Origin of the sequence: Paenibacillus sp. OAE614, assembly GCF_040546645.1 — a bacterium.
Lineage (GTDB): Bacteria > Bacillota > Bacilli > Paenibacillales > Paenibacillaceae > Paenibacillus_AQ > Paenibacillus_AQ favisporus.
This window is the reverse complement of record NZ_JBEPOD010000001.1, coordinates 5,031,799-5,049,465: the sequence shown is the minus strand read 5'-3', so window position 1 is coordinate 5,049,465 and position 17,667 is coordinate 5,031,799. Positions and strand designations below refer to the sequence as shown.

16 protein-coding genes are annotated in these 17,667 nt (G+C 55.6%); 8 read left to right on the top strand and 8 right to left on the bottom strand.

Annotation, left to right across the window (positions count from 1 at the left end):
* Nucleotides 1-164 precede the first annotated feature (164 nt).
* The 4 genes from ABIE48_RS23310 (at nucleotide 165) to pstA (ending at nucleotide 4,434) form a co-directional block, all read left to right on the top strand.
* Entirely contained in the window at nucleotides 165-1,616 is a 1,452-nt protein-coding gene (locus ABIE48_RS23310; RefSeq protein ID WP_192717275.1) for a stalk domain-containing protein, read from the top strand.
* A 32-nt stretch (nucleotides 1,617-1,648) separates the two neighbouring features.
* Nucleotides 1,649-2,503 (top strand): phosphate ABC transporter substrate-binding protein, encoded by an 855-nt coding sequence (locus ABIE48_RS23305; protein ID WP_076174249.1) that lies wholly within the window; start codon nucleotides 1,649-1,651, stop codon nucleotides 2,501-2,503.
* A 99-nt stretch (nucleotides 2,504-2,602) separates the two neighbouring features.
* On the top strand, nucleotides 2,603-3,556 hold the full coding sequence (gene pstC / locus ABIE48_RS23300; RefSeq protein ID WP_483312664.1) for a phosphate ABC transporter permease subunit PstC: 954 nt from the start codon (nucleotides 2,603-2,605) through the stop codon (nucleotides 3,554-3,556).
* Nucleotides 3,553-4,434, top strand: coding sequence for a phosphate ABC transporter permease PstA (gene pstA / locus ABIE48_RS23295; protein ID WP_192717274.1), 882 nt, complete (start codon nucleotides 3,553-3,555; stop codon nucleotides 4,432-4,434). The genes pstC and pstA overlap by 4 nt, the downstream gene beginning before the upstream one ends.
* A 411-nt stretch (nucleotides 4,435-4,845) precedes the next feature.
* On the opposite strand, the gene ABIE48_RS23290 is transcribed toward pstA, so the two are convergent.
* The 6 genes from ABIE48_RS23290 to ABIE48_RS23265 all read right to left on the bottom strand — a co-directional run bounded on the left by ABIE48_RS23290 (nucleotide 4,846) and on the right by ABIE48_RS23265 (nucleotide 10,885).
* Nucleotides 4,846-5,664: a sugar phosphate isomerase/epimerase family protein gene (locus ABIE48_RS23290; RefSeq protein WP_192717273.1), complete on the bottom strand. Its 819-nt coding sequence runs from the start codon at nucleotides 5,662-5,664 to the stop codon at nucleotides 4,846-4,848.
* Nucleotides 5,665-5,695: 31 nt separating this feature from the next.
* Complete coding sequence (locus ABIE48_RS23285; RefSeq protein ID WP_192717272.1) at nucleotides 5,696-6,679, bottom strand: Gfo/Idh/MocA family protein; 984 nt, start codon at nucleotides 6,677-6,679, stop codon at nucleotides 5,696-5,698.
* Nucleotides 6,676-7,710: a Gfo/Idh/MocA family protein gene (locus tag ABIE48_RS23280; protein WP_192717271.1), complete on the bottom strand. Its 1,035-nt coding sequence runs from the start codon at nucleotides 7,708-7,710 to the stop codon at nucleotides 6,676-6,678. Before ABIE48_RS23280 ends, ABIE48_RS23285 begins: the two co-directional genes overlap by 4 nt.
* 61 nt (nucleotides 7,711-7,771) lie before the next feature.
* Entirely contained in the window at nucleotides 7,772-8,605 is an 834-nt protein-coding gene (locus ABIE48_RS23275) for a carbohydrate ABC transporter permease (protein ID WP_076174262.1), read from the bottom strand.
* A 24-nt stretch (nucleotides 8,606-8,629) separates the two neighbouring features.
* Entirely contained in the window at nucleotides 8,630-9,577 is a 948-nt protein-coding gene (locus tag ABIE48_RS23270; protein WP_145029706.1) for a carbohydrate ABC transporter permease, read from the bottom strand.
* Nucleotides 9,578-9,625: 48 nt separating this feature from the next.
* Nucleotides 9,626-10,885: an ABC transporter substrate-binding protein gene (locus ABIE48_RS23265; protein WP_192717270.1), complete on the bottom strand. Its 1,260-nt coding sequence runs from the start codon at nucleotides 10,883-10,885 to the stop codon at nucleotides 9,626-9,628.
* A gap of 425 nt (nucleotides 10,886-11,310) precedes the next feature.
* Here ABIE48_RS23265 and ABIE48_RS23260 point away from each other — a divergent pair, with 425 nt between their 5' ends.
* The 4 genes from ABIE48_RS23260 (at nucleotide 11,311) to ABIE48_RS23245 (ending at nucleotide 15,440) form a co-directional block, all read left to right on the top strand.
* The gene (locus ABIE48_RS23260) at nucleotides 11,311-12,513 is read left to right on the top strand and encodes an ROK family transcriptional regulator (protein WP_354520688.1); all 1,203 of its coding nucleotides are present in this window, start codon (nucleotides 11,311-11,313) and stop codon (nucleotides 12,511-12,513) included.
* 164 nt (nucleotides 12,514-12,677) lie between these two features.
* Nucleotides 12,678-13,349 carry a phosphatase PAP2 family protein gene (locus tag ABIE48_RS23255; protein ID WP_192717268.1) on the top strand — a complete coding sequence of 224 codons (672 nt, stop codon included), beginning with the start codon at nucleotides 12,678-12,680 and terminating at the stop codon, nucleotides 13,347-13,349.
* Nucleotides 13,350-13,516: 167 nt separating this feature from the next.
* Nucleotides 13,517-14,230 (top strand): FadR/GntR family transcriptional regulator, encoded by a 714-nt coding sequence (locus tag ABIE48_RS23250; RefSeq protein ID WP_192717267.1) that lies wholly within the window; start codon nucleotides 13,517-13,519, stop codon nucleotides 14,228-14,230.
* Nucleotides 14,223-15,440 (top strand): CynX/NimT family MFS transporter, encoded by a 1,218-nt coding sequence (locus ABIE48_RS23245; RefSeq protein WP_192717266.1) that lies wholly within the window; start codon nucleotides 14,223-14,225, stop codon nucleotides 15,438-15,440. Before ABIE48_RS23250 ends, ABIE48_RS23245 begins: the two co-directional genes overlap by 8 nt.
* A gap of 55 nt (nucleotides 15,441-15,495) precedes the next feature.
* On the opposite strand, the gene ABIE48_RS23240 is transcribed toward ABIE48_RS23245, so the two are convergent.
* Together ABIE48_RS23240 and galU are read right to left on the bottom strand one after the other, a co-directional pair.
* Nucleotides 15,496-16,572, bottom strand: coding sequence for a glycosyltransferase family 8 protein (locus ABIE48_RS23240; RefSeq protein WP_192717265.1), 1,077 nt, complete (start codon nucleotides 16,570-16,572; stop codon nucleotides 15,496-15,498).
* A 79-nt stretch (nucleotides 16,573-16,651) separates the two neighbouring features.
* Nucleotides 16,652-17,560 (bottom strand): UTP--glucose-1-phosphate uridylyltransferase GalU, encoded by a 909-nt coding sequence (gene galU, locus ABIE48_RS23235; protein ID WP_192717264.1) that lies wholly within the window; start codon nucleotides 17,558-17,560, stop codon nucleotides 16,652-16,654.
* Nucleotides 17,561-17,667 lie beyond the last annotated feature (107 nt).

Genomic DNA, 17,667 nt, shown 5'->3' with positions numbered 1-17,667 from the left:
TACATAGATGTAGCATTTGTATTTTTAACTAGAATAATCGCTATTTTTGCAAAATACAACGATAAAATATTTAATATTTCCATAACATTCCAACTAACCGCTTTTTACAATTCTAGTAGAAAATAGGTCTATAGCACTTATGCTAATAGAAGAAGGGTGAGCCGATGTTGAAGAAAAATAAAATGTTTCAGGTACTGATGGCCTCTGCGGTTGTAACTTCCGTACTGGCCGGAGGAACGGCAGAAGCTGCTTCCACTGCAAAATCATCCGCTGCGGGTCAGGCTGCAAAGATGGCGTCGCCAAAACTGAAAGCGGCCAAGGTGGAACTCAGCGTGAACGGCGCGAGCGTCTCCGTCAATGCGGTCCAGCTCAACCAGGCTTACCTGGTAGCTGTGTCAGACATCGTCAAGGCTTTCGGGGCAAGCGCAAGCGCCGCCAAAGGAATCGTCACGATAAAGGATGCGACCGGTTCACGCGTCGTTCAGCTGCAGGCAGGAGCAAAGTCCTATAAGGTGAATGGAGAGGCCGCAGCCTTTACGAACGCTCCTCTGCTTCAAGATGGCAAAACCTACGTAGAGCTTCAATCGCTCGTGGAAGCACTGGGCGGGGAATGGATCGCAGGCAGCGGACAGACGCAGCAGGTATTGACGGTTCAAAGACCGGAAGGAAGCTATTCTTCGGTACGCTGGAACGCCCAAGGGCAAATCATTGCCAGCCGTGACGACGCGGAGTCCGCCCAAATCGTTAAACTGGACCCGGCAAGCTATGGCAGCACGGTGATCTCGACGGACGAATATGCTGCGGAATTGGCGGTGTCCCCGAACGGGCAGTGGGGAGCTTATACCGATAACGCCGGCCAGCTCTACCTGATGAACCTTGCCAGCGGGCTGTCGCAAAAACTCGGCTCCGACACTTCCGTCAAGACAGATTTGACCTGGTCGGCGGATAACAGCCGGATTTATTTCATCCAGGGCGACAAGCAGGAAAAAATATCCTACATGAATGTCGGCGACGGCAAGGTGACCGAAGTGCTGGCCGACAAAGTGGAGAACAAGTCCGATGTGAGCCTGTCCGCGGACGGCAAACGATTGGTCTATATCGTCAATGTGACCGGCGTGGCCAGCAGCGATAAGGACAGCACGGAAGAATCGCTCAGCATCGACTATTCAGGCGCGGGCCAGCAGCTGTATTCCCTGGACCTCACGGATAAAGAGGCTAAGCCGGTTCAGCTAACAACGGGTAAAGACAATAAATTGTATCCTGTCGCACTGGATGGCGGCAAAGCGGCGTATTTGAGCGCCGATCCGGATAGCGTCACTGCCAAGGACGTCATCAAGGTGATCGGCCCAGGCAGCAGCGTCCAGGACCTGTCTAGCATCATCGATGTGACGGTCATCGCGGCCGGGCCATCCGGAACGCTTGCTGCAGCGGGCATCGCCGCCGACGGCAGCACGAAAGTGCTGAAGATCGACAGCGGCAGCCAGGCGCAGCTTTACAGCACGTCCGGAACCGTCAGCGAGCTGGCGGTATCTGCGGACGGCAGCCGGATCGCGCTGATCGAAGACGGCAGGATTGTAGTCATAACAGGCGGAAAGACCATTCAGCTTACCCAATAAAAGCGGTTCTTAACCGAAAAGGAGAATAGACAATGAAACTGTTCAAAAAATTAACGCTGGCTGCCGTCACTTCCCTGGTAGCGGTAACCACCCTGGTCGGTTCCGCTAGCGCCGCCTCCGGCATCTCCGGCAAAATTACGATTAACGGGTCCACTGCGCTGCTTCCACTCACGCTTCAGGCAGCCAAGGAATTTCAGAAAATCAATCCGAAAGTCAGAATTTCCGCTTCCGGCAAAGGCTCGGTAACCGGACCCCAGGCTGTGAAGAAGGGCATTGCGGACATCGGGGCGTGCGACTGGGACGCCAGCATGGACGTACCGGGCTTCAAGGCTTTTGAAGGCCAGGTAGCGAACAAGGTGGCCGTCATTCCTTTTGCGACAGTCACCAACAAAAACGTGAAGGTGAACAACCTGACCACCGAACAGCTGAAAGGGATTTTCTCTGGCAAAATCACCAACTGGAAAGAAGTCGGCGGTGACAACGCGGACATCGTCGTCATCACGCGCGCCTTCGGCTCCGGCACCCGCGTCAACTATCAGGCCAAAGCGCTGGCTGGCGGCGACATCGTCAAAAAGGCTAAAAACTACAAGGAAGTCGGCTCCAGCGGCGACATGAAAACCGCCGTAGCTACAACGCCGAACGCCATCGGATACATCGACCTGGTGTACGTAAACAGCGACATCAAGGCGCTGAGCTATAACGGCGTGCAGCCGACGACGGACAATGTCATCAACGGCAGCTACAAAATTTGGGCATACGGATATTACATGACCAAAGGCCAGCCGACCGGCGCTACCAAGGCGTTTATCGAGTATGTTCAAAGCGCGAAATTCCAGCAGGGTTCCCTGAAAAAACTGAAATTCATTCCGATTTCCGCCATGCGTTAAGGCTAGTGGATTGAGCTGATCCAAGCCAAGCCATATTTATGATCGCGGCCAGCCCTCAAATACTGATGGGGCTGGCCGCTTTATAGGAGGAGAGCCAGTTTGAGCACCCCCGTGCAGCAGTACGTGCCCGAGGAACGTCAGGTGCTGACCCCGCCCGCGAAGCGTCGCAGGTTCAGCCGCAGCGCCAGGGTCCGTTTCACCAACCGCATGTTTACGTATTATTTCTGGTTCAGCATAATTGCGCTGTGCCTGGTGCTGGGCCTGGTGATCTTTTTTATCGGCAAAACCGCGCTTCTGACCTTCCGCGACATCTCCTTTGCGGATTTCTTCCTTTCCTTTAACTGGACCCCGGAGGAGGAGCACTACGGCGCAGCCGCGTTTATCATTAATACCCTGTCCCTGACGGCGCTTACGCTTGCGCTGGCCGTGCCGGTATCCGTCGGGCTGGCGGTGCTGATCGCCGAAATCGCGCCCGGCTGGCTGAAAAACGCCATGCGGCCGATTCTGGACCTGCTGGTCGGGGTTCCTTCCATCGTCTACGGATACCTTGGCCTGACGGTGCTGATTCCGTTTTTGCGCCGGCTGAGCGGGGAGAATCTGGGCGACGGGCTGCTGGCGGCGGCGCTCGTGCTCGCCCTGATGGTGCTGCCGACGATATGCCGGATCAGCGACGACGCGATTTCCGCCGTGCCGAAAAAATACCGCGAGGCTGCGTATGCCATGGGCTCCACGCGCCTGCAGGTCATGATGCGGGTCGTCATTCCCGCCGCCGGCAGAGGCATCATTGCGGCGGTGATTATGGGGATGACCCGGGCGATCGGGGAGACGATGGCGGTGGTGATGGTCATCGGAAACACGGCGCAGCTCGCCAAGTCCCTGTTTACGCCGGCTTCGGTGCTGACCAGCAACATCGTGATGCAGATTTCCAATGTGGAGTTTGACTCCACCTGGAATTACGCGCTGCACATGATGGCCTTCCTGCTGCTCATCATCTCGTTTGTCCTGATTTTGTTCATCCGCTATTTGGGACGCAAAGGGAGGGAGCAGGCATGAGCGAATGGACGCGCACCCGCAAAATGCAAAGATCGCTTGTGTACGACCGGCTGGCAACGTACGGGTTTTACGGGCTCGGCATCCTGGTTCTGCTGCTGATCTTCTGGCTGCTGCTGACCATCCTGGGCAAAGGGCTGCCCGGGCTGAGCCTTGAGTTTTTGATGAAGCTGCCCGAGGACATGGACCCCGGCGGCGGTATCGGGCCGGTGCTGTTCAACTCGTTTTATATTTTGATTCTGTCGCTGCTTATTTCCGTTCCGATTGGGGTCGGAGCAGGGATCTACATGGCGGAGTACGCCCCGCCGAATAAATTTACAGAGGTGCTGCGGATTTGCGTCGAGAGCCTCTCCTCCGTTCCGTCGATCGTATTCGGGATGCTGGGCTTGGCCATTTTTGCCGAGTATTTTCAAATTGGCCTGACCATTCTCGGTGGAGCGGTTTCCCTGGCCTTCCTCAACCTGCCGATGCTGGCCCGGGTGACGGAGGAAGCGGTGCGCGCGGTGCAAAATGACGTAAAGAACGCATCCTATGCCCTCGGGATGACCAAATTCCAATGCATCCGAACTGTCATTATCCCGATGGCCATGCAGGGAATTGTGACGGGCATCTGCCTCGTGGCGGGCCGGGCCTTCGGAGAATCGGCCGTCATCCTGCTGACCGCTGGGCTCAGCACCTCCGGGGAGATGTGGGACTTCAATCTGTTCTCACCGGGTGAGACGCTGGCTGTACACCTCTGGTACGTGCAGTCGGAAGCGATCGTGGAGGATGCCCGCCAAATCGCCGACAAGTCGGCCGCGGTGCTGGTCATCGTCGTCCTCTTGATGAATCTGCTGTTCCGCATTCCGCTGTGGATCAGCAACCGGCGCCTGAAGAAATAGGGCCTTCTAGAGGTTGTTCAAAAAGTCCGCTTTTGATCACGAAGTAAATCGGGAAGCTGATTCGGCATCGAATCTTGAATTCAGCCGGGTCTAAGGTGGATGCTTGCGTAGTATGTTTCCTTCGGAAACATTTCAGGTGCTCACGTACCCACTACGTACGCTCTGCTCCTCAGCCCCTAGCTTCATCCAATCTTCTCGGTGCTGAAAACCGACCTTTGAACATGCATTTATATGTATTCATACTGAAATAAGCTTTGATCTAGGAAAAAAGGGCTGTCTTCCGGCACAATGACTCTGCCGGAAGACAGCCCTTTAAGGTTGACTGATTTATCCGCTTATTCAGCGATGCTGAACGCTTCGGATTGCTACAAGCGAGTAACTTTCGGCTGAAAGTGGTCAGCATTGTTGCCCTCAACGGCCCGTAATAATATCCAGCTGTGCGGAAGTATCGTATACCATCTGGTAAGGGTCGGCGCTGTACGGAGTAAGCTCGGCCGTGACGGTATCCGTGTAGCCGATCTCGTTCAACGCCTTCCGCACTTCGTTCCAGTTGACGCTGCCCGACAGCAGCGGGACGAAGCCGTTCGGTCCGGCTGCCGGATTAAAGTCCTTCACGTGGACTTTGCGGATCCGCTCGCCCAGCGTCCGGATCCAATGCTCGGGATAGCCGAAGAGAAGGACGTTTCCGATGTCAAAATAGGCTCCGGCCCAAGGCGAATCGAGCTCGTCGATATACCGGGCCATCTCCAGCGGGGAGAGCAGAAATTTGTTCCAGACGTTTTCGATGCCGATATGAACGCCGTGCTGTTCAGCCAGTGGGATGAGTTCCCGCAGTTCTTCCTGGCTGCGGCTATAACATTCCTCATAGGAGACGGAAGGCGTCACCGCCCCGGGAACGACCAGAACGGTGTCCATCCCGAGCAGGGATGCAAGCTCCAGCTGCCGGGTGACGATCTCCCGTCCGCCGGCGCGGACATCCGGATCCGCCGCGGACAGGGGGGATTTCCACAGCATGCCGGTCGACAGGCTGCGCAGCTGAATGCTGTGACGGGAAGCCAGAGCCAGTACGGCCTCCGCCTCCTGGGCGGTGGTGTCCATGGTCAGCCCGGTTCCGCCGGACGGGTACAGGTTCAGCTCGACGGCATCGTAACCCGCCTGCTCCGCATGAAGAAAAATCATCTCGAGCGGGGTTCCCTCCGGAAATCCCCATTGATTTATCGACTTCAGCATCGCTTCATACACCCCTTTGTCAGGTTTAGGTTCAGAGCTCTGCAGGCGAAACGGCGGACAATCGCTCCGCCGAGCGGTATGCAGCCAGGGCCACTTCGAGCGCCTTGAGCCCGTCGACGCCCGTCACGTTCGCCTCGGTCCTGCCTTCTGCGATCGAGGCTACAAAATCCCGGACCAGGCCGAAGTCCATATCGTCGCCCCAGAAATGGTGCCGGTAACCGCGCTCCTCGCTGAATACATTCAGCTTCTGTCCGAAGGCGTCGATCGTCAGGGTGCCGGCCGTCCCGACGATTTCCAGCGTCACGTCGCCCCAGGTCGGGAAGGAAGGATTCCTGGACCAGCTGCAGTCCAGCGTGGCAAAGACGCCGTTGTCAAATTCGATCGACAGAATTCCGCAGTCATCGATGGGGGCGGCGGACATGAGCTGCCCGATTTCCGCGTATACCTCTTTTACTTCCGCGCCGATGAACCAGCGCATAATATCGGCGACATGAACGGTGTGGTCAATGACCGCTCCGCCGCCGGACAGGGCGGGGTCGACGAACCATCCGCCCGGATTTTGTCCGCGGTTGGTCCCCTTCATGGCGAGGATCCGGCCGAGCTTGCCTTCGTCGATCATTTGCTTGGCCCGGATGACGGACCGGTTATACCGGACCGGAAAGGCCGTCTGCAGCATAACGCCGGCGGCCTTGCAGGCCTCGATCATGTCCCGGGCGTCCGCGGCATTGGTCGATATGGGCTTTTCGCACAGCACATGGACCCCTGCCTTAGCGGCCGCAAGGACATGCTGCTTATGGTTTGCGTTCTCCGACGTAACGATGATCCCGCTGAGTCCTTGCGACAGAAGCTCCGCATAATCGCCGTAATAGCTGGTGCCAAGGATGCCGGCGAACTTTTGACCCCGCTGCTCATCGGGATCGTAAATGCCGGCGAGCTCCACTCCTTCCAATTGGATCAGCGCTTTCGCATAACTGTAAGCGTGCATATGGGCAAAACTGGCGATGCCGATTTTCATGAACCGATCACTCCTTTGCTGCTCGGGTCGGCTGCACCGGTTCCCAGATGAACCGGCCACCCGGTCTCCATCGATTTCAGCGCCGAGAGCGCAATCCGGAGCGCCTCATAGGCGTCTTCCGCGGTTACGATCGGCTCTTCATCCTGCTCGATGCAATTCAGGAAATGGCGAAGCTCCTGGAAATACGGGTTTTCCTCGACCGGGCTTTCCGGAACGGGGACGCCGCCGCCTCCGCCTGCATGACCGCCGCGCTGAAAAGACAGCAGCGGCTGATCCCGGGCACTGTCATAGCCGATGATCCCCTGCGTGCCGGCCATCTCCAGATTCATGGAGAAGCCTTCATGCGACCAGGTTCCCTCGACGTGGGCGATGGCGCCGCTTTGAAAGCGGAGGGTCACGAGCGAATAGTCCAGCTGGGCGTGAACTCTCCCATGGAGCCCCTTGGCATACACACGTTCCACTTCGCCGAAGCACCAGCGAAGAAAATCGAAATCGTGGATCATGGCGTCCAGCGTAATGCCGCCGCTGGCCCCGAAATCACTGTACCAGTGCTGCCAGCCGATCGGATACCCTCCACCGCGGCCTGCGCGGATGACGGCCGGCTTGCCGATGACGCCATCATCCAGCAGCTGCTTGGCATGCGCATATTCGTGGAAGAAGCGGAGAACATGCCCGACAAACAGCCGGACGCCACGCGAACGGCAGTGGTCGATCATTTCCCTGGCGTCGGCCAGACTGCGCGCCAGCGGTTTCTCGCAGATGACGTGCTTGCCGTCGTCGGCCGCTTGAAGAACAAACTTCTTGTGGAGCGGCGTCGGCAGGCAAACATCGACGACATCGACGCGGTCAAGCGCTTCCATCGCCTCCGCGTAGGAAGTGAACGAAGAGGTGCCGCATGCCTTGGCAACCCGCGCTCCCTTGCCGTCGTCGGTGTCGACGATACCGGCCAAGTGCGCATTCGGCATATCGGCATAGGCTGCGGCATGGGTGCTCCCCATCGCCCCCGCGCCTATAACGAGTACGTGAATCATAACGGTTTTCAGCTCCTTTTATGATGGACCGGTTACACTTGTAAAAGGTCTATTCGTTTCCTTATCCTTTGATGCCATTCATAGCGATTCCTTCTATAAAATAGCGCTGCAGGAAAATGAACAGGATGATGATCGGCAGCGTAGCCATCACGGCACCCGCCATCAGCAGCGGATAATCGGTCGAATGCTGCCCCTGGAAGGAGGAGATGCCGATCGACAGCACGCGCATATCCTCCGAGCTGGTCATGATGAGCGGCCACAGCAGGTCGTTCCATGCCGCCAGAATCGTAAAAATGGCCAAAGAGACGAGAGCGGACTTGGACAGCGGCAGGTAGATGTTCCAATAAATCCGGAAATAGCTGCAGCCGTCGATTTTGGCCGCCTCCTCCAGATCCTTCGGCAGCGTCATGAAGAATTGCCTCAGCAAAAAGGTGCCGAATGCGCTGAAGATGCCGGGGATAATCAGGACATAGAAGGTATCCAGCCAGTTCAGCTGCCGCATGATGACAAAGCTCGGGATCATGACGACCTGGGACGGCACCATGAGCACGGCCAGCAGGGCGAGAAAAATGACGTTTTTCCCCGGGAATTTCAGGCAGGCGAAGGAGTATGCGGCCAGGGAACACAGCAGCAGCTGTCCGGCCGTGCGGCCCAGCGTCACCAGAATCGTATTGAGGTAGTAAGTGCCGAAGTCGATGGTGGTCAGCACCTTGGCGTAATTTTCAAAATGCCATTCCGACGGCAGCAGCGTAGGGGGCACCTTCATGGAATCCGCAAAGGACTTAAACGATGTGGACAGCATCCAGACAAAAGGGGTCACCATCAGGACGGCTCCCGCGATCAGCAGAATATGAACGGCCAGCCGTCTTCCGCGGTCGGAAGTTCGGGTTATCATGACAGCCTCTCCTCCTCATGAAGGTTATTGATAATGAACCCAGCGTTTTTGGAAATACATCTGAAACGCGGTGATGATCAGGATGACGATAAACAGGATGAACGCCTCCGCCGAAGCGTAGCCCATGTTGAAGTACTTGAAGCCGTCCTCCCAAATGCTGTACACGACGGTGCGCGTGGAATCGAGCAGGGAGGTCTGCTGTCCCATCATGATGAAGACGAGGTCGAATACCTGGAAAGAGTTGATGAAGGACATGACGAGAACGAAAAACAAGCTCGGCGTCAGCAGCGGCAGCGTTATCCGGAAAAAGCGGTAGACCGTGCCGGCGCCGTCCAGTGACGCCGCTTCGTAATAGCTCGACGGAATTCCCTGCAGCCCTGACAGCAGGATGACGGCGTTGTAACCGACGCTTGTCCAGACGCTGACAATGACGATAGACATGAGCGCAAACTTTTCGTCGAACAGCCAGTTCGGCTGGGGCAGATGCATCGCCCCGAGCACGTAATTGATCAGGCCGAACTCGGAGTTATACAGCCATTTCCACACCATGCCGACCGCGATCGGCATGGTGATGACCGGGATGAAATAGAACGTGCGGTACACGACCATCCCTTTGATATGCTGATTGAGCAGCACGGCGAGCAGCGTGGCAAAGACGATGGACAGCGGGACAGTCGCAACGGTATAGAGCAGCGTATTCAGCAGGGAACGCGTAAACTTCTCGTCCTGCATCAGCTGGGTAAAATTGTCGATCCCGTTGAACGCCGGAGCGGACATGCCGTCCCAGTTCGTAAAGGACAGAATCAGGGAAGCGGCGGAAGGCACCATATAAAAGAGGGCCAGACCCAGTGCGACGGGGAGGATAAATACGTACCCCCAGACCGCCTCCTGGATGGCCAGCTTGGAAGTTTTCCGCTTCCGGGCTGCAGGCAGGTTCGGGTCTTTCGACTTGACGGCCAGCGGCGTATTCACCGGCAGCACCATCCTTTCTCTCGAAGTTAAGTGGATACAAGCATTTCTTTAATCCTTCTTCTCTTCCGCGAGAATCTCGTTCATTTTATCGGCTATCGTCTTCAGCGCTTCCTCAAACGACTTTTTCCCGAGGTAGGCGTCCTGAAGCTCCTTGGTCTCCACGTCCTGCCACTCGGCCGTCCGCTCGGACACCGGATACGGCACAGCAAAGTCCAGACTATCCACGAATACCTTCAGGTCAAGGGAAGGGATCGACTTCAGCCAGCCTTCCTCCGTTCCTTTATAAGCGGGAATGCTGAAGCCCGATTCGGCCAGGTACTGCTCGCCTTCTTTGCCGGAAAGCACCTGGATCAGGTCCCATGCTTCCTGCTGATGCTTCGTTTTTTCGTTCATCGCCCAGCTCAGGCCGTGAACGATCGTCGCTCTCTGCTTGCCTGCGGGCAGCGGGGCAACCCCCAGCTTGTCTCCCAGCAATTTGTACAGCTCGGGCGCGCTGACGGAAATGGCGGGGAACATGGCGGCTTTGCCGGAGCCGAACAGCTGGAGCGCCTTGGTCTCAAGCTGCTGCTGGGCGTTCGGGGAATAGCCCTGGTCCATCAGCTTTTTCTCCCATTGAAAAGCGGACAGCGCTTCGGGCGAATCGAAGCCGGATTTCGTTTTATCTTCGGAGATGATGTAACCGCCGGCCTGGTGGATCAGATCGTAATATCCCGACTGGCTGTCAATCAAAGCGGTGTAGCCGTACACGCCGTTCTGCTTGTCCGTCAGCTTGGCGGCATTCTGCTCGATCGTATCCCAGGTCCAGCTGCCGTCCGGGTAAGACACGCCGGCTTTGTCGAAAAGTTCTTTATTGTAGTAGAGTCCAACCGCATCGAGGAAATAAGGAAGTCCATAAAGATGATCGTTGTAGGTGTACAGATTGACGAGGGCGTCGGTGTAAACGGAGGTATCGAGCTTGCTTTCATCAATAAGCGGCTGCAGATCCTTGATCCAGCCTTTGGAGGCATAAGCGTAGAAGTTGGGGCCGTTCATCCAGAAAACGTCGGGCCCACTGTTGCCGGCGAGACTTGTTTTCAATTTGGTCCAATAGTCGGCCCAAGGGGTGTAAGTTACTTTGACTTCCACGTCGGGGTGGTTTTTCTTGTACAGCTCAATCGATTTGTTGACGGTGTCCTTCACGTTCTCATCCCATAGAGCCACGTTGATTACTTTTTTGCCGCCAGCTTCTCCGGAAGAGCCGCTGCAGCCCGTCATTACAGCAGTGAACAGAAACAGGAACACGAGGATGATCGACATTTTTCTAGCCATTCCAATAACCTCCTCTAAATATGGTTCTTGCACTCATTCTTGATCTGCCGCAGTTCCAATGATGTACGAATTTCCCCCCCCTTATCTTGCGAAAATCCATCGCCATACTTATTCCAATAATCAAAATAAGTAGATGCCAACTGACCATTCGATGTGAGGTTTCAGGAAAAGAATGGCATCTATTTGCGTAAGATTATATATTTGGTGATTTTTATTTTCAATAGTTTGATAAATATTTGCATAAAAACTTTTGGAAGGCAGGAAAACGGCGTTTTCAAGTGGAAAGTATCGGTTTCCGCATATTTTGGTCATTGGAATATGTTACATGGAATGGAGCATTGGGAACTATATTTTACTGTAAATATGGAATAAGATGGAATATATTGATGCATTTTGCCGAAGAAAGGGGAAGATGGTTGAAAACGATGAGAAAAGGCGATTGGAAACTGATTCAGGAGCTGAACCGGTCGATCATTTTAAATAAAATCCGCCTGGACGGCCCGATCTCCCGGATCGAGCTGGCCAAAGGAAACCGGATTAGCCCCTCCACCGTAGCTGCGGCGGTTCAGGAGCTGATCCGGGAAGGCTATGTGACCGAAATCGGCAGAGGAGAGTCCAGCGGCGGGCGCAAGCCCATTTTGCTGCGATTTACGCCGGATAACCATTTTTTGTTTGCCGCATCAATCTCAAACACAGTCATCGAGGTTGCCCAATTAAACCTGGAGGCGAACATCCTGCGCAAAGAATCCGCCCTTGTCGGAACGCGGCAGGGAGAAGGCGTCATCGAGCTGATGCTCGGCATGATCGACCGCTTCGTCACCGAAACCGGCAGCCTGGACGCTTGCATCGGCATAGCCGTCACGACGCCGGGCGTGGTTAATGTTGAGCAGGGGGTTGTCTACTATAATTCCAAGCTCCGCCTGAATGACGTTCCGGTCAAGCAACTCGTGGAAAGCCGCTATGGGATTAAAACCTGGGTCGAGAACGATACGAACTCGCTCGTGCTTGCGGAACGGCGGTTCGGGAGCTACAGCTCTTTTGCCAATCTGATCTATATTATGGTCGGCAATGGGATTGGGGCGGGCATCCTTGTCGACGACATGATCCTCCGGGGAAAGCTGGGAGGAGCGGGCGAATTCGGCCATACGAGCGTCAACCGGAGCGGAATCCGCTGCGAATGCGGAAACGTCGGCTGCCTGGAGAACTCGGTAAGCTGGCCTGCAGTGCACTCCCGAATGATGGCGGCGATGGCTTCGGGCCGGCAGACGCTTATCCACGATCTGACAGGCGGTGACTTCAGCCGGATCGAGCCTGCGGTGTATAAAGAGGCACTGTCCAGAGAGGATCGGCTGGCCATGGACATCACCGAGGAGATCGCCGAGCATCTGGGTGCCGGCCTCGTCAACCTGGTGAACCTGTTTAATCCGGGAGCGATCGTGTTAGGCGGGAACGTGGCTCAGGACAATCCTATTCTGCTCCATAAGGTTGAGGAGCATATTTCAAGGTATGCCATGCGTATTTTGAAGGACGATCTGGTTGTGGGGCAGTCTTCGCTTGGGGATGACGGCAAATTAATCGGTGCGGCCGCTGTCGTGCTGCAGGATCTGTTTCAGTTTTCGTTAACATAACCGTCATCCTTCGGTGAGGAGACTGTGAGGAAATGAAAAAAGAAACTGGAAAAGGCTTCATACATAAATATGGTTGATGGAAACCGGTTCTAGCAGTACAATAAGGCAGCGGTTCTCGAAGGAATCCCTTAACATCTTTTGCAACCGGCAGAGAAAGGTTTGATATGGTGACGAAGGTAAATGCAATGATGCAGAGGCTGCGTCCTCTCGCCCCACTAGTACTGATGCTCGTTTTTCCCGTTCTGGGGTCGATTTACCAGCTGGTGAACCACCCGAATGACCGCGTGTATTCCCTTGTCACGCAAGCGGATCTGGCTATTCCATTTATAAAATATTTTGCGCTCCCTTACGGCGTATGGATCTTCTATATCTATGCCTGCCTGGTCTACCTTTTCTTTAAGGACCGGAATTTGTATTACCGGGGCATTATACTGTACACGGTATGCGCAATGACATGCTACGGCATTTATCTTGTATTTCAAACGACGGTGCCAAGGCCGGTCGTGACCGGCAGCGATCCGTTCAGTGAGCTTGTCCGATTTATTTATAAAAGGGATCAGCCCTACAACTGTTTTCCGAGCATTCACTGCTTCTCGAGTTACATGGTTATGCGACTCTTTCTGACAAGCAAGTCCCGGAGCCGCATGATCATGATTCTCGTCAGCACGATGTCGATTCTTATCATCGCCTCGACACAGTTCGTGAAACAGCATGTCCTCTGGGACGCCGTTTCGGCGATCGCGATGGTTGAAATCTACCACTTCGTGATCTATGTCCTGCCCGGGGCACACCGCAGCCGGGAGAAAGTACGGCAGCAGAAGGAACTTCAAGCATAAGGCAGCATGCTTTAACTGAGCCGGCTGCACCAGATCGGCAGTCTTCCGAGTGAAGGCTGCCGTTGCTGCGTTTCAGGGCCAATGATGGTGCGAAAACGAAAAAATTGTGCAGGAAACCGAAGTTCATGCTACAATGAACCAAACATCCTATGTTTGGAGGTATTCGAATGAACTTGCAGCGTCCAACGCGTTCAACGCTTGTCGAGCAGGTCGCTTCTCAGCTGGAGAAGCTGATTGAGGAAGGCCAATGGCCCGTTGGGGAACGCATTCCTCCGGAACCGGAGCTGGTAGAGAAGCTGGGCGTCAGCCGAAACACGATCCGTGAAGCGATCCGTGCCCTGATTCATGCGGGACTGCTCCGGACGCGGCAGGGGGACGGGACGTACGTCGTCGCGTCGAGCAGCCTCGGTCCCGTCCTTCAGCGGCGGATGGAGCGCTCCAAGCTGAGCGAGACGCTGGAGGTTCGCGCTGCGCTGGAGCAGGAGGCCGCCCGGCTCGCTGCCCAGCGGAGCACGGCGGATGATATCAAGCAGATCCGGCTTACGCTTGCGGCCTGCAGCGCCGCTGAACAGTCCGGAGATATGGAAGCTTACATCATCGCCGATTTGGCCTTTCACAAGCAGGTGATCGCCGCTGCGCATAACCGGCTGCTCAGCGAATTGTATGACAGCATTAGCGAATCCGTGACGAGTTCCCTCTCGCTGGGCAGCTTGCGCTGGGATCTGGTGCTTGTGCACTGCCGGCTCAATGAGCGTCTGCTTGAAGCCATCATCCGGCGGGACGCGGCGGAGGCGGGCGAAATTGTTCGGTCGTATATCCAGGCATCCCAGGATGCCTTGCTTGATTTGTCTGAAGGAGGAAATACAGAACAGCATGAATAAAACATACGAAATATCTACGCAGCAGGCGGAGAATCCCCAGGTTTCCACAGGGATGAAGGCGCTGCTGCTGGTTCTTGGAATTATCCTGATCGCGACGACGCTGCGGGCGCCGATCACTTCGGTGGGTCCACTCGTTGAAACGATCCGGCTCGATACGGGAATGTCGCATACCCTTGCGGGGCTGCTGACGACGTTCCCGCTGCTGGCCTTTGCCGTCGTCTCCCCGATTGCTCCGAAGCTGGCCCGGAGATGGGGCATGGAGAAGACGCTGTTTAGCGGAGTGGCCGCTGTAACGCTGGGCATTGCCCTGCGGTTCGTTCCTTCGGTCGCCGCTTTATTTGCCGGCACGATTCTGCTCGGCCTCGGCATCGCGGTCAGCAATGTGCTGCTGCCGAGCCTGATTAAGCGGGATTTTCCGCTGCGGGTGGGTGTCATGACGGGAATTTATTCCGTTTCGATGAACATCTTTGCGGCTATCGCCTCCGGCGTCAGCCTTCCGGTGTCGAATCATCTCGCTTCCGGGTGGCGGGGATCCCTGCTCATCTGGGGAATCCTGTCGTTGATCGCCCTCATCGTCTGGCTGCCGCAGCTCCGGTACCGGCATCGGACCGGCGGGGTGCGGATTTCGTCGAAAAGCAGCATCTGGCGCTCGAAACTGGCGTGGCAGGTCACGATTGTTATGGGTTTGCAATCCTTCGTATTTTACTCGGTCGTGTCCTGGCTGCCTGAAATTTTGACCGATCGGGGCATGAGCGGTTCGACGGCAGGCTGGATGCTGTCGCTGATGCAATTTTTCAGCGTGCCGGTCACGTTCTTCGTGCCGATTCTGGCGGGACGCTTTCAGAATCAGCGCGGACTGGTCGTCGGGACGTTCCTCTGCTTTGTTCTGGGCTTTGTGCTGCTGCTTAGCGGATGGAATGCGATCGTTCCGGTCGCGGTCGTATTGGTCGGAATCGGCACCGGTGCGGCCTTCGGCCTCGTAACGATGTTCTTCATGCTCCGCACCCGCCGGACCGAACAGGCTGCGGAATTGTCCGGTATGGCCCAGTCGGTCGGGTACCTGCTGGCCGCTGTCGGACCTCTGCTGATTGGACTTGTCCATGACCTGAGCGGCAGCTGGACGACCGCGACCTCGGTCCTGCTGATCGTGGCGATCGTCTATATGCTGGCCGGATGGGGCGCCGGAAACAACACTTACATTGAAGAATAAAGCACAACCTCCGCCGGAAGGGCGGAGGTTGTTTGCATTTTTTTTGATACGGCCGTTACAAATAGATGCCGCTGCTGAAGCCCTGAATGTACATGGCATGCTTTCTGCGGGAGCTGCGGCGCATCGTAAGGATGCGGGACTTGCTGCCGGTCGCAGATTTGTGCCGGGAGTACCTGGAGTGTCTGGAGGCTTTTCTCCGCTTCCTCATGACGACCCGTTCACTCTGTTCCCTTTCGCTCCGGTGGCGGGAGGATGGTTTTCTAGGCGAGTGTTTGCGGGTTTTGCGTTTCATAAGCAGATGCCGGGCTTTTCTGTCCGCGCTTCTTTTGATGGGCGCCGGGAGTATCGGCTCCTTGCTCCATGGCGTTAATCTCAGATTATCCTGATAGAGGACATATCCTGGGGAGAGCGGGTCCCAGCACTTCATGTCACCGGCAAAGTGAACGATTTTTTGCTGGAGGTCCATTTCGGAACCCGGGACGTAAAACCAGTTGAACCGTTGATCCAGCAGCAGGCAGTTTCCCCCGAATACGTGGTTCAGGCAGTCCTGGTCTGGCATCGAGGTGCCGGGAAAGGCGCGGAAAAAGTTCAGCATTTCTTCAAACCACGTCACGTGCTGCCGAATGGCATTGAGGTCAAATACAAGGACCCCGGAGTTAAAATAGGTTTCGGGGTTTAAACCCTGGACGGCCACGACTTCTGCGATGCCGTGGATGCCTTGGTCGTGGATAGCCCCAAGGTAGCCCCCGTTCAGGTTGATCTCCCAAAGCTCGGTGATGTCCATATTGACCATCACGTCGCAGTCGAGATAGATTACCCGTTCAGCAGGTACCACGGCTGGCAGCAGCAGCCGATAAAGACTGCCCCACGTCCATCGGTCGATGGAGCCGGTTCCCGAGAGAACGTTTATCATCTCGACCGGCAGGGTCACAGGATAGAAGTGGATCGGATGCTTGAAATCCGCCGCCAGCTGGGCGAGCTTGTTCCTGTTTTCTTCCAGGAGCGAATCGTCATGGAGGATGTGAACCTGAAGCTCGGAGGAAGTATTACGGAACACCGAAGCCAACGCGGCGGCAGCGTGCTCGGAATAGCTTCCGTCCTTATCCGTAAAAGCTAAAGCCAATTCAATCATTTGCGGGGACACCTCTCTTTAGAATTGGTTTTCCGTTACATACCTGCATCACGAGAAGGCAGGCGGGTGAAGCTTGGGCTTACGGCGCAGGGTCACCGGAACCGGAATCCGGTGATTGCGGGTCCTCTTTTAACAGCTCGCTCATTTCGTCCTGCAGGTGTTGCTTCAGTTGCGCTCTTTGCTTCGTCAGTGCCAAAATGGCCTTCACATAACCCAGCGGATCACCGACGTCATGCCAGCGGCCTTTAATCTCGCAGGTATAAATCGCTTCTTTGACAAGTAATTGATTCAATGCGTCCGTCAGCTGGATTTCGCCGCCAACTCCCGGGGATTGGTTTTCCAGGATATCGAAAATGGATGCAGTCAAAATGTAACGGCCCACCATGGCCAGCCTCGAAGGAGAGGCATCGACCGCGGGTTTTTCCACCAACCGGTTCACATACGCAAACGAATCGACCAACGGTTTGGCGTCGACGATGCCGTAGCTCGATACCTTGTCAGCCGCCACGCTCTGCACGCCTACGATGGACGTCTGCAGCCGGTCATACCCATCCATAAGCTGTTTTAGCGACGGCGGATCAGCGTCAAAAAACGTGTCTCCAAGCAGGACGGCAAAGGGCTCGTTTCCGATAAACTTGCGCCCTACCCCGATGGCGTGCCCCAGACCTTTACGCTCTGATTGGCGGATATAGTGGATGTCGACAATGCCGGTAAATTCCCGGATTTTGCGGAGTTCCTCGAACTTGCCTTTTTGCTCCAAATAATATTCGAGCTCCAGCGCCGAGTCGAAGTGATCCTCGATCACCTTTTTGCCTTTGCCGGTCACGATCAAAATTTCCTCAATCCCTGAAGCCGCGGCTTCTTCGATAATAAACTGGATGGTGGGCTTATCGATAATAGGCAGCATCTCTTTGGGCATTGCTTTGGTGGCGGGAAGAAACCGCGTTCCGTAACCGGCTGCCGGAATGATCGCTTTACGAATCTTCAAGCGGTCCTCCTCCTTTGCTGATAGCAATTTCGCATACTGTCATCTTATGCCGAAGAGAGCTGCGGATCGTGGACATTTATCCAGTGCGGCAAAATTAATGGACGGCC